Source organism: Pseudobacteroides cellulosolvens ATCC 35603 = DSM 2933 (genome assembly GCF_001262605.1).
GTDB lineage: Bacteria > Bacillota > Clostridia > Acetivibrionales > DSM-2933 > Pseudobacteroides > Pseudobacteroides cellulosolvens.
Map to the genome: position 1 here is coordinate 1,670,488 of NZ_LGTC01000001.1, position 15,054 is coordinate 1,685,541.

At 38.2% G+C, this 15,054-nt stretch carries 1 protein-coding gene; it reads right to left on the reverse strand.

Annotated elements, in window-relative coordinates; all coding sequences use genetic code 11:
• Positions 1-7: 7 nt before the first annotated feature.
• Positions 8-15,052 (reverse strand): CARDB domain-containing protein, encoded by a 15,045-nt coding sequence (locus Bccel_RS06955; protein WP_242857068.1) that lies wholly within the window; start codon positions 15,050-15,052, stop codon positions 8-10.
• Positions 15,053-15,054 lie beyond the last annotated feature (2 nt).

Genomic DNA, 15,054 nt, shown 5'->3' on the forward strand with positions numbered 1-15,054 from the left:
ATAATGGTTACAGGTATATCAATAGAGTATTCCGAATACTCTTCCGAATAGGGGATCCGTCTCCCTTATTATATTTCCAACCATAAACACTATCTGTAACTGACAGATACCTACCGAAGTCAGGATTCAGATTAACACCTTTGACTGTAACATTTACCTTACCGTTATATATTCCATCTGGCAGATCTTCGCCAAACTCTACCCCGCATTTAACAACAGCAGCCATTCCAACTGGGATACCGGATTGTATACCACTTGAGAGATCTGTTCCGTTCATGGCCTTAAAGCTGTTTTTTATGATTGGCACACTTCTTCCATTAATATCTTTGAATTCGCCAGTCTGGATCTCTACATTATCAATTTTGTTTTGGTATGAACTTTCAAGTATATTAACGATAAATTCAGCATTTTGGGTATTACTTATAATAACTCTCGGCAGGTCCACATCAGGTATGGCTCCGACATTTACAAGTTCAGTTACTTCCAAGGAATACTCCTCTTCATTTTCCCCTTCAGGTAACCTTACTACAATCCTATAAGGTCCATTATGGGGATTGCGGATTACTATAGTGTCATTGTTATTTCTCATTGAAATAACCTCTGATTCAGGGATGCTGTTCTTATATCCATCGCCTGAAACATATCCTATATGATTTCCTGATTTGTCATAAAGATGCAGCTGCATTTTCGACGAATCCTTCGAAGCCATAATAATTTTTATTTCCTGTGCATTGTTTGATGCAGTATATAATTCTTCTGCCTCTTCACCACCATCAAGCATTCCGCCAAGAGGCTGAACAACCTTTATATTACCTCTTAAGGCATTTAACTGCTCTTCAGTGCCTGCATAGAAATGTGATATATATGGACCTTTCGGATCGCCGAGAGACATTGTTCCAGGTTCTGATAAGCTGATGGTAACAAAACTTCTGTATCCTGCTATGTCAACAAGGCTGGATCGCTGTACTTCAAATGGTATTTTTATTACAACAGTTTCATAAGGCTTTATTGATACCGGATCGGATGTATAGCTTCCATATTTCAATTTACCTCCGAATATATCCATGTTTACCAGAGCGGATACCTCTCCTGTATGAACATTTTTCAGGATAACTACTGCCTCACCAAAACCTCTCTTCTCACCATCGTTAATTGTTATATCCGATACTGATATGCTAACAGGTTCTACCGGTATTGGAGGGTCAATCTTCCTCCACTTATCAATATTCCTGATGATGTTGTTTGCTGATTCGGAAATTCCAATTTCCCTATTAAATGTCAATCCAGTATTTATCACCATATTTGCCAGATCTTCAGATATTACTCCGCTTTTGGTATTTTCTTCTTTATAGATACTCATTTCAGCACTATTTACTGCACCTATTGCCTTGCTGTAGTAGTATGTTGTAGGCAATGTCAAAAGAGAACCGATTGGGTTCAAACCCATAACATAATTATATGGCTGCAATATGGCATTAACTGAATATAACCCTGCTTTTGAAATATTCAAATCCCATCTGTCAATGATAGTCTCATAACCGTCAATGCTATCCTTCAATAGCTTGAGATATTGTTCCTTCATTACAGTAAGATCTTTATTTTCAGGATGTACCTCATCTCCCAAGCTGTTAAATACATTAATATTTTTATATTGTCCAAAACCCTCTTTCCGATCGCCCTGTTTTCCTACAATTGATTCGATCTGCTCATTCAAATCATTGAAATATTTAAGGAGTACCTTTGTAGGATAATATGAAGGAGCATCCTCACTGTTATAAATATAATTTTCAACAATCTCTATCGCTTCATTCATCAATGCATCGGAAACATCCTTTATAGAACCCACACTTTTAGTTATATACTCTTTGCTCAGCTTGATATCCGGACTAATATCACTGTAATCCTGTAAATCTTCAAAACCTTCATCAATATTGTGATCTTCCTCGAGATATTTAGCATAGGCATTATACATGTTATTAGTGGTTAATATCTTGTACTCTTCCAATCCAAGAATGCATTGAATTATATACATGCTCCTTGCATCATAGTCATCAGGCATACCTTTAATTATTTCATCCAGTTCCTTCTGTACATCAAATGCAGAATTGCCACCGGCTTGTTTCTTTGCAGCGGCTATCTGTTCAAGTGAAGCTTTAAGCTTTTCCCTGACAGAATCTAGGTTATTAATTTTTAAATCTTTCATGCTGCCTAATGCATTACTTATCCAGTTTTTGTAGTTATCCATGTTTTTAACAAAAACACTGTTTTCCTGACTTTTATTAATATACTGTGCAATATCCTTAATATTGATAGTACCGGAGCCAATGAGCTTTCTCACATCCTGCTTTTTAACCATTGAGTCGCCTTCTTTAACCCAGTAACGAGTTACAATTCTAATGCCATTGTTAGGAGCAGCATAACTAGAGCTTGTTCCCGATTCATCAGGACTCATCATTAACTGACTCTGAGGCTTGTAGGTCATCTTCAGAATAATTGATGAGTTGTTGGTTTTATCTTCTTTATATCTTAATTCAGGATCGTTATAAAAGTTCTTTACAGGGCCTAAAAATTCAAAGGCAACCTGATTGGAATCATCAAGGTATATGGTTTCACCTACCATATTGCTTCCTACAACTACATATTGGCCGTTATACCGCGTTTTAATATTTTGTTCAAACGTATTATAGGTAGGAGTTGTTACCGTATTGTCAACTTCAGGTATGAACACCTTATCTGTAACTTCAATATGTTTGCCTGGCTTTTGCAGAAACAATATTTTGTTCAAATAGTTATAATGGTCTGAATCAGGATGCGTTATTACTAGGTATTTCAATGAATCAATTGCATCGATTCTGCTAAAATCCGCAGCTTTCAACGGATATATTCCTTTTCCTGCTCCACCGTCAATAAGCATTCTATTTCCGCCGGCTTCTATAAGAATACAATCACCTTGATTTACATCAAGTACAGTTACCTTTGCAACCAGTTGATTGGTTGATTCATCATAAATCTCAGTTTCAACAGTACCGTTTTCATCAGTTCTATAAACCTCCGATCCAATGTTTTCAAGCTTTGAAACTGTAATATCTGATGGATGATCATACTCATTGTTTTCACCTACCGATATTACAGATTCATCAGGTGTAACAAGCTGTAAAAATGTGCTGTCAGTTGAAGATTGGCTTCCGTGGTGAGCCACTTTTAATAAGTCACTGTCTAATTTATCAAGGCTGCTAGTTGCAGTAAGACGCTCAAGAAGAGCTCTCTCAGATTCAACATGTGCATCCCCTTCAAAAAGTACAGAGTACTCACCGTACTTTTGTTCTTCTCTTTCTTCTTCCTCTTCCTCAGACTCCGATTGAGCCTCATTATCTACTGCAGGACTATTTTCTGCTCCAAGTGCCTGGTTTGCTTCATTGATAAATTGATCCAAATTACGTCTTATCAACTCAATATCATCAACAGCCTTATTTAAGTCAACAATGCTCTGACACAAGGATAAAGTACTATTTATAATGCCAAGAGTTTTATCTATTTTTCCCGACACATCATTGTAAAACGCTTCATCTTGAACGTCCATAGCCTTTTGGACCTCATCAAGGGCAGGTTTTAATTTAGCTTTTGTTTTCTCAAGTGCATCTTTTGCTTCAGATGTATTATTCGCATTTAAATCCAAATAGTCGCCAAAAACATAGAGCACATTACCATCCTTGTAAGGCTTCTTTACTTCTGTATCTGCCGGGGTTTTACCATTTTTCAGCTTCCATTTATTTATATATTCCTTTGAAATATATACAACGTTTCCATCTTGATAAATTTCAGGATCTGCTTCTGCTTCTTTTACATCTTCAACTATTTCCAACTCCAAATCCAATGCATTATTTCCGTCGATATTATATTTAGCACACTTTTCGATAAGCTCCTGGGTATACTCCTTGCTCTTTTTCAGGGATGCTTCTGTCTCAGAAAGACTCTTTCTTGCCTCATCAATCTGCACAACACTCCTATTATCATCCGCCGGATCAATGTTCTCCAATACCTTGCAGTTTTCTTCAGTCAGGTAAATCTTATCATTAATCTTATAGATCTTACCATCCTCAGTAATATTGTTATAATAATTCTCCTGTTTCCATTTTTCAATAAACTCTTTCGACAGGTAGGTTACATTACCATCTGTAATAAGCCCGCCTTCCTGTTTTTTAGCTTCAACATAATCCTCGAGCTCTTGAAGCACAAATCCTGCTTTATCGTCACTGGTGACATATACTTTTGTATATTTATTGACAACTTTATTGATTTTCTGCACCAACGATAAATCAAGTTTGCTTTTCGCTTCTGTAAATAGCTTCATGATACCGTCATATGTGCTTTTTAAAGTTATAGCTTTATTTACAGCATCTGATATCTTGTTCACAGTATCCAATGCTTTATTCACCTTGGAAATTACTTTGCTGTTTCCTATGGATACAGCTGTCTTGGCACTTTTTGCACTGCCGCTGCCCGATCCGTATTTTCCATTAACATACGACTTTGCAATATCTTTGGCACTTAAGAAGAAGTTAATACTACTATATATAAGTCCAAACCCGGAATTTAAAATATCCAGTAATTCAGTAGTCCTTCTGGCATCATCCAAAGAATTGACATATTCTAATGATTCATACATAGCCCTTGACAAATCCTCTGTACTCTTGTCAAGAAGCCCGCCCTGTCCGCTTATGTTATTTTTTAACCGGTTAAGCTCATCCCTTAAATCATTGAAGTCAAAGGTTTCCACCTGATTATATGTAAGTGGCGTCAACAGTACCTTTCCTGATGAATTCTCATCAAGCACCTTAAAGCTTATACTTTGAGCAAGGTCGATATCACCGGAAACAAGAAGATGGTAGTAGCCTGTAACTGTCTGGTTTGGAGCTATGTCACCGAACTCAAGACATGAAATATTCTGCTCCCATTGTCCTCCTTCAACTTTTCCCTCAATAAGCACTACATGTTCAGAACTGCTTATCACAGGAGGCAAAAGTTTTAATCCTCTTGCTCTTCCTAATCCTGCATTGGTAGCCTTCACCGTTACTTCATATAAATTATCCGGAGTCTTTTTGAATTCATAACTTAAGTATATCTTTGCAGGAGGTTCAATCTCCACGGCTTTTGATTTTGTAATACCGCTAAATGTTTCGTCATCCTTTGTAAATTTGTACTTTACATAAAGATATGCTTTTTTGCTATAAACACTTTCTTCATTCTCATTATCGGCCATTGATTTTCTTAATATATTGAAGATGACATTTAACTTGCTTCCAGGATCAATTGTCTCTATATTTACAGATTCATCATCATATGTTTGGGAAGTACTTTTTCCATCCTTATTCTTAATATTTTTAGTCAAACTGATATTGAACTTGTCATTTAGGATCTTAGCTCCCACAGGCAGTTGTCCTTCACTGTCAAGTTCCATGTCTGTTATGAGTAGTTCAATATCTGCACCATTTATATATTGGAAGTCAGATGGGTTAAAAAGTGAGAAATCGGCATTAAATGATTCATCGGCTAAAACTGTATCCTGTGAAAAGTCAAAGCTTCCAAGTGCCGTACCCATAGCTTCCGGTTTTTCAACCGATCTTTTGCCCATTTTCTTTAAGAAATTTTCACTAAATTCTTTAACTCTTAAAGACTCCATATCTTTAAATCTTAATGGATTAAATGCTGCTTTTACTTTGATTCTTTCCTCATCCCTTGGATCGGTTTCATCTCCAAAAGCCAGATATGGAACAAAATGCAGTCTTATAGGAATGCTTAATTTAACAGCTTCCTCCATATTGAACATATTAAATACTTTACCCGTGAGCTCCAGTTCAAAGTCAAAATTAACCCTTTCATAGAATTTATTTATTTTTGGTGACGGTGTAACATAAGTACCGTCATTACGCGGTTTAAGAGTTATTGTATATGACCCATCAACAGTATTATAAACTGCACTTGTTACAGCCCTTCCATCATCTTTCCATAAACTATAATCACTTATCCAGCCGTTAATCCTTTTTTGTGTCATGCCTACAGGCGGAATAACAGTATATTTTCCTGGCGTATCGGTCTCTTGGATTTTTACAATGTCACACATCTTGTCATCATTAACATATATAAATAAGTCCTTTATATCTTTTGCTGAAAAATCGTCCAAATCAAGCGTTGCACTGTCTGCTCCTCCTTTAATCAATGAAACGGCATCCTTTGGCAAATATGTGTTACCCGTTTTGAGTTTCGCTTGAACGTCGTATATGATACCACTGTCAGACGAATTTTTAATTGATATCAGTTCGGACATATTTAATGCCATATCTGAGTCATACATTTCGTAACCAGGATAATGTGAAATCAATTCAGGCTTGGCACCTTCAGGTTTCATTACCTGTTTATATACCAGTTCAGTATTGCCATTCTTAAAATCGGAATTCATTGTATCAATAATAGATTCTGTAGATAATTCCAGAGTAAACGGCATCTTCTCAAGATAAACCTTCTGAGGTTCAAGCTCTATTAAAGCTTGAACATCGAAATTGCATTCAAGCTCCTTGCAGTATGGAGCCGTTACTTTAGCTATATAATTTCCTGATGGAACATTTTCAAATTTGTAAGTAGCATCACCCTGGAAAGTTCCTCTATATACATTAACGTTGGAATCCTGTTTACCGCCCTCTGCTATGGGGCCTGACAATTCAAAAACAGCATCATTAACCGGTGCAGAATCCTCATCAAGAACCTGTATAACAAATGTACCTACGCTGGAAGCACCGACATTTATCATTACAGGTACCTTTGACTCCCCTGCATTTGAGGTTATTGTAATATAATCCTCATAAATTCCCTGCTGTACCACATCTGTCGGAGAAATATGAACTAAAATATTTGCATGTGAGTTGGAATCTCTTATGCTAAACCCCTTACTTACAGGTTCAACCAACTGGGTGCCTGATGTAGTTATTGTTACCCACGGCAGTGTAGCTGGAGGTATAACTTTTATGTCCCTTATGGGAGCGTTTCCGCTGTTCATTATATGGATTACCTGTGTATCGGTACTCCCCTGTCTTAATGAAGAAGTTATCTTTTCTTTCTTAAAGGCACCTACAATATAATCAGCAGATGTTAATGCCTTTTCGTTGACCTCAACTCCTCCACCAATATCGATCCTGCTCTTTGGCTTGGGTTCCTCAATAGTGACTGCAAGCTGTGCCTTATAAGTATAGCCTTCTTTACATTCTGCAGTTAATTCAAGGTCTTTTATACCAGGTACGGTTTGTACTCCGGCTGATATTTTAAGTTTTAATTCTGCTGATTTGCCGGCATCCAAGCTTTCAGGTATTTCACCCTGGATTTCTGCCGTCAAGCCATCTCTGTCTTCATTAAACACCTTATTTATTGTTATACCGGTAATTGGCAAGGTCCCTACATTTAATAATGTAATTGGAACAGTGTTAGAATATCCTGCAGTTATTTTAATTGAATTATTGAAAGTCAATACAGGTCCTTCAATATAGAACACTTTGGAACTGCTCATCTTTTGAGCACCATCATAAATTGCTGAAACTTTTAATGAGTAGGAACCTCCACACCCGGCCGTCACTTGGAATTTATGATTAAATTTTCCATTTTCATCCGTTATGGTATTAAACTTCAATTCCTCTTCCCCAACAACTATAACCTTTACATTCACACCAGCTAACGGTGTTTTTCCATCCGAATCGGTTACAGTACCCGATATGTCAACAGGTTCATTTGCCGCATATGTTTGTTTTCCTGTATTAACAGTAACGACATAATCATTTACTAGCTTGAAGGCTTTGCAGATTTTCTTTTCATCCGAACCCACTGTTACCGCATATTCAATGGTATATTGACCTGGCTCTAAAATACTTCCTATATTTTGAATATCAACTACAGATGTATATTTTCCTTCCAATTCGTCGTATACCATATCCTGCCCATATACTGCTTCTCCTATGGACTTTCCATCAGTATCAGGCAAACCTTTATAAATGTTTATGCGTGCTTTTACACCACTCCCAGGAGTCAACGGGGTCCCAGGTTCATTTGTAGAATTAACCTTTAATTTTAGCTTAGGCTTTTCTCCAACAGTATAAGCATTGTTTATAGTATCAGGAGCTAAATTCACTTCCCCTTTTACTTTATAATAAGCAGTCTTGGTTGAATGGCTGCGGTTTGAAAGAACAAGCTTAGTATATATGTCTGCATAGGCCGTTAGTTCGTAATCAGGTGCAGTAGGCAGAATGTCTGCAGTCCATGTAACGGTGCCGGCAGTGCTCTGTCCCGGTGCAAGGCTTTCTTTAGTTTCAAACTTACCAGCCAGCTTTTTATTTATATAAAGGGCAGTAGTAAAAGGAGTCTTTATATAAGCTGTTCCTGCATTTCTTAGGTATACCTTTGTTGTGACTTCATCTCCAAACCTGGCTGTACCTGATGAAGGTTCAGTAGCAATGCCCTCTATAACCAAATCAGGTAAATTAATATTCATCGGGGTTGTAACAGTATATCTTAACTTATTGTTTTCGTCCGATACTTCATGAATATCATTATTATAGTCCGCATAAGCCTCTATAAACTTTGTTCCGTTTATAGGTCTGTCCCATGTATATGATGCGAAAATATTTCCGTCCTTTGTTATAATTCCAACATCCTTTGCCCCTAAATACCTGCCGTCTGCGAAGAAAGCAACCTTGCATTGTTTGCTTGTTGTGCTGTATCCGTTATTGGATATTAATGCATTAATTATAACACTTTGGCCTGCGTCAAGCTTTCCATTGTCAGGTGAAACGCTCAGGCTTTCAACCTTCAGATCAGGGTATCTTAATTTAATATTAGATCCTTCAAGTTCCTTAGCATTATCGTTTTTGTCTGTCTCAACAACATGTGCCAAAGGTCCATCTGCTGCAATTTTGTATATATGCTTTCCTTCGTCCTTTATATTCCACGTGAAAGTGACTTTAGTTGCATTAGCTCCATCCTGGTAATCAAGGCCTTGTACTGTTTTAGTTTCTGCAAGCTTATCATCCACATAGAATGCTACATTAAAGCTTCCTGTATTTGCATTGCCTCTATTGGATATGTTGGCAGTAAAGCCTACTTTTTGGTTCCAGTCTAAAGCTTCATCAAATGATACATCAGCAGTAAAGCTATCAACTTTGATATTGGGGAAGAATGCCTGACTAACATTTATTGGCCTGCTCTTCTGGTTATTGTCAAAGTCGGCTTCATCCACTGGATGGCCTATATCATTTGCAATTAATGTAACTATGTGATTGCCTTTTGTATTAACCCAATCGAAGGTTACTTCCTTTGTTCCTCCCGGTGCTATATTATCTGTAATCCTCTTATAATTTACATATTTGTTATCTACATAGAATCCTACTAGAAACGGTTTTTTTGTATCACAGTAACCAGCATTTTGTATTGTTCCTGTAATCTTCACAATCTGCCCTTCTTCAAGTGTCTCTTGGTCTATTATGAGCTGTCCTATTCTAAGGTCAGCCCTTGTCTCCTTAATTGTAACCTGCATCTCTGAGGTACTCTCTGCATTGTTATTATCAACAACTGTCAGCTTAACCTTATAAGTACCGGAATGCAGGTACTTGTGGCTGGGGCATACTCCTACTCCCGACTCGCCATCGCCAAAATCCCACTTGAACGCCTGTATATAACCGTCCTTATCATATGAGCGTGAGCTGTCAAAGTGTGCCTTTGTGAGGACATCTGCTGAGAAATCGGCACTAGTTTCTGCTATAGGTCTATAGTTGATTGTTGCAGTTACTTCTCCCTTAGCATCCTTTGTGTTGCTATCCTTTATTCTTGCAGTTAAGGTATACTTCCCTCCTTTTGCCGGAGTCCATGTTGTGTACGCATATTTGGAATTATATGGCTGAATTCCACTAAAACCAATTTCACCGATTTTAGTTTCAGTTTTATCATTATAGCGTTTTGCAAAGAATTCTACTGTACCGCTTTCAACCGCTTTACCCTTATTGGTTACTTCAGCCCTTACAGAGGTTGTCATTCCTTCATCTATGTAATGGCCAATGTCATAGTATGCATACTGTGGTCCTTTTTCCTTATCTTCTGTATAATAAACCTGGGCACTTTCCACCGAGCTTATAACTGCACCCGAGCTAAAATCAACAGTATAGCTTGACGGATAATAGTAACGAGCCTGTACTTTCGTAGAATCAGCAGGTTTAACCTTTGAAACCGGAATTTCATCAACAACATATATATTTCCATAATCTATCCATGCGTTAGCAAGGCTTAGAAGCCTCTTTTCCTCCCCTTCAACAAATGATTCTCTCTCTACAGAACGAATAGTGTTGTAATTTTCAGGAGCTTTCAGCATTAACACCTGATAACGCGGCATTCCCTGATCATCCGGATTACCTTCAGGTACAGGAACCTTAAATTTCAGTGTAGATTCACTTGGATCAGGCTGCTTTGTCACATTTAATGTTTGAGGTATATAAATTGGCAGTTTCATACCTGTTTTCAAGTTAATAAGATAATTTGGTATTCCTGTGTTGTCTTTATCTATAAGAGTATATGAAACATCACCATCAGCAGTAAGCTTCAAGTTATCTTTTCCAATTATCTCTGTTGTAACTCCCACTATCAATGGATTAAGCTGAATGCCCTTATAATCCTGATGATGAAGCGATGCTTTAAAATCAAGGAATTCTCCCTCTATAGGCTTAGCATCTTCCTTTTCCTCATACATTGACCATTTTACTATCCAGTAGCCTGTAACCTGACTGTGAGGAGCAATATCTCCAAGGTTCAGCCTAAAGCTGCTTTCAGTATTGCTGCCAAAGGAAGTGCCCAGTATTTCAAACTTGGTCTGAAGCCCTGCCTGATTTGACTTGATATTAAGCTGGCCAGAATCTATAACAAGGTTCTTTGCAGTTCCGTCACCTGTATTTTCAGCCGTCACTCCAAGCTTGAAGGTCTGGTTTGCTGTTATATCGTGTGGTATATAATAATGAAGGTTTATCTTAGGCTGAGGCATTATGGTTATTTCCTCAGCCTGTGTCTGAGTTTCAACATAGTGTCCGTTTACAAAGTACGACAAGACCGCCTTTGCATAGTACTTTTCCCCTTCAGGATTTGTTCCGCCCAAACCATCACCCGGTATTATCTGCCAATCAGCCGTCATACTCTTACCTGACAGCAGTGATGATGATCCGTCAAGGTTCTCAATCCCGTTTAACCCTGTAGCTATAATGAAGTTATTACCTGTTACATCTTTGCCATCCTTATCTGTTACAACCACTTTAACCGCCATGTTGGCAAGTGCATATGCCACATATCCGTTTGATATCTTAAGTGTTGCATTAAATGCCTGCCTTTCAAGAGTTGCAGTCTGGTCAAGGCTCAGAGTTACAATCTCATAGGTACCCTTTCCTGATTGTCCGCTTTCAGGCAGAGCAGGTTTTCCATCACCTCTTCCGATAAGGTAATCAACTTCTTCAATCTCAGCATCCTTAGGAAGCTCTATTTCTTCCGTTACTGTTTCACCTGATGGCATAGAAGCTTTATAAGTTACCTTTTGTTCTGCATTATTAAATAACGCTATGTTACCGCTGAGTTCTTCCGGAGGGTCAATTGGAAGTCCTGTATCCCTATCGAAGCTTACATAATAACCGTGCAGCATTATAGCATTATATGGTAAACCTGTTTCCTGATGTTTACCAGGTCTTAAGTTATAGTATCCAGGCTGGACAAGGAGTTTAATTTTAACACTTCCATGAGCAGGGATCTCTCCTATATAACCTCCGCCAATAATACTTATACCTGTATCATTGGAGTTCTCCCTTAAAATGGATGCAGTGACATCGGTAATAGCAACCAAGCCACAGTTAACAACAGTTGCCTCAACTATCATTGGATCGGTAATCTGTTTGGGAATGTTGATCCAAGGAGGCACATAACCGAAATACGGTTTGGGTATGTTTGCTCCAAAGGTCATTTCAAGTTTAATATCATATTTGTCCTGTATGGTCGTAGGTTTGACCGTCCATTCAACTTGCACAGGAAGCATTTCCATTGTAACGTTTACTACTGCCGCATCTGTTTTAGGCATTACTGATGCATTACCCTTAATACTCTTATGGGCACTTGCCTGAACTGAATAATCATATTCGCCTAAAGGCTTGTTTTCAAACACTATAACACCATTTGTATCGGTACGGCCATAGAAATGCTGGTAGTATGTAACCTCTTTTCCATCCTTTATCTGCACAAATGGCTGCTTGCCAATAAGGTTTACCTCAGCATTCGGTACCCTGACACCTGTATCGTCAGATACTATAAATGATACCGATCCACTTTGTGCACTGGAAATTTCCGAAGCAACCGTAACAGTTGAACTGTATTTTCCATCGGTCACAACTACTTTATCCTGATATTCACCTAAAGGAATATCTGTTGAAGGATTGATTAATATCTCAAATGTAGTGGATTCACCTGGTGCAAGCTCTGTCTTGCCTAAGTTTCCTGCTGTTATCCATGGAAGCCTTGCAGGTGATTCCAGCTTGATGCCCTTCATATTGCCAAGGCCTTTATTTGTTAGCTTAATTGTCCTTACAATACTCTGTCCCGGATTAAGTCCTACCTCTATTCCCCTTGGGTCGGTAATTGGCATAGGTACTGCAGGTCTTAGATTCAATTTTACTGTGGATGAAGCAACAGCACCTTCCGAACTGCTGAAATCTATACGGTATTCGGCTGTATCATCTGCATCAAGAGGTGCATTGAAATTTATTACTACTCCCGTGGTTTCTCCAGGTGCTAATGTCACTTTTAAATTTGTACTGTCAGGTATAGCTGTAACCTTACTGTTTTGAGTCAACGGTACAAGTACTGCATTTATACCTGTTAATGTTTTTCCTCCCTCATCAGATGCATTTTTTATATTTATTACTTTTGAGAAACGTGAGTTTTTGGTCGATGTTATTGAAGCATTTGATGGTACAGCAACCATACCAATTATATTAAAATCGGTTGAAGCTCCTGCACCAAGGCCTCTTTTATATGCAAAAACATTTGCATGCCATAAACCTGCCTCTCCAAACGCAGGGTAGAAATCATATGTAAATTTGCCGTTTGCGTCGGTCGTAAGAAGGATTATATGCTCCCCATGCCATGTAGCAAGGTATTTACCTCCGTTCTTAGTCGATACTTCTACAGGTTCTTTAAGTTGGGGCTCTAACTGCAAATCGAGTACAATCTGTTCATCGACAAGCGGTGTACCGTCTATAAGCCTGATAGAACCATTTATATGTACCGGTTGACCAAACTGATACTGCTCTTTGTCAGTATCAATAGATGCTATTGTTTCGGGCATTATTGAAATATTGCATGTGGATGTTAATTTTTCAACACCATCACCTGCTTCAAGTGTAAGAATGTAATTGCCCACGCTTAAATTTGAAATAGGAATTTCAGTCTTAAATGTACGGCTGACCTTGTCAAATCCCAATTCGCCCGAAACCTTTTCATTTCCTTTCACAAGGGAGTACATGGCTCCAATACCATCTTCAGTTCCCAGAAGCATTCCATTGCTGCTTGCCTTGGTCACCTTTACAGAAACAGGAATCAAATCGTCATCTGCAATAAATAAACTGGACATAAACCCTAAGTCTGCATCATTATTGTTTGGATGTGCTTCCATCATTAAGGAATCGGAAATATTTATATTACCCTCTTCAACTCTCTTAAGGCCTTCCTGAAGAGGCTCAAGAATAAGGGCTTTTTCATTGTCTATAACTATCTTGAAATTATGGCTTCCGAGTAAATTTGCCTTCCATGTAAGATCAACAATTGCAGTGCTGTGACCTCTAATCCCATTAACTGTCTTACCTGCCACCTGCTTACCATCCATATACAGAGATACATTAAAATTCTTGAATACTGAGGTTACACTTTGGTTGCTTACCCGTGCAATAAATGTGACCTGATCACCATATTTGATATTTGTAGGTGACCATGTTACATCTGATATGTAAAGATCCGGATAAATAAGCCTTATTGACGGTATATCAGACTCAATTGCCGTTAGCGTTCCATCTTCTGTCACAACATTATCACTATCGGCACAAACTTTTATCTTGTGGGTTCCAGGCAAAGCAGTCCAGCGTGCTGTAACATCAGCCACTTCACCAGCACCTAGTTTTTCTAAAGTAACTGTTTTGAACTTTTGTCCATCCACAATAAAGTCAACATTAAACTCATGAGTTATATCTGTTGTACTGTTATTTGTAACTTTAGCTGAGAATGTCAATGATGTACCTTCTGTAATAACCGATTCCTGCGGCATCCAGCTTAAAGCTCCAAGGGATATTTTCGGGTACGATACAGTAAACTCCGGCGTTACAATACTCAATTCATTATTTTCTCTTTCAATTTCCTTAAGTAAAGGTGATGGATCATCCGCCTTAACCGTTATCTCATGAGAACCAGTGGAAGGTTTTACAATAAATGTTACATACGTCTCCGCACCCGGCTTTAAGAGGTTTATGCTCTGTTTTTGGACCCATTTTCCGTCAATATAAAGGGATACACTAAATTTTTCAGCATTTGCTGTACCGGTATTTGATATTTTTGCCCTGTAAGCAAAGGGCATTTCACTGTTAAGGTTTTCACCATCGGCAACATATGCAACACTGTCTATTGCAATATCCGCGAAATTAACCTGTTTGGTTGTCAAAGCCACTGTAGTTGAGTTATTCTTTTTGTCAGTTTCCTTTAAGATATCTAATATATCGTTTGCCACTACCTTCAAAACATGGACTCCTGGTGTTGCAACCCATGTATATGGAACCTTTACAGTTTCCCCTAATTCAATGTTCTTGTCCACACGGGTATAACCGATGTACTGGTTGTCAATATAGAAACCTACCAAAAATCCCATTCTGTTTGGGCCTTTTCCATTGTTAACTATTTCAGCAGTGATATTTACTACATCCTGCTCAGAAGGATCCGATGGATTCCATGTTATAT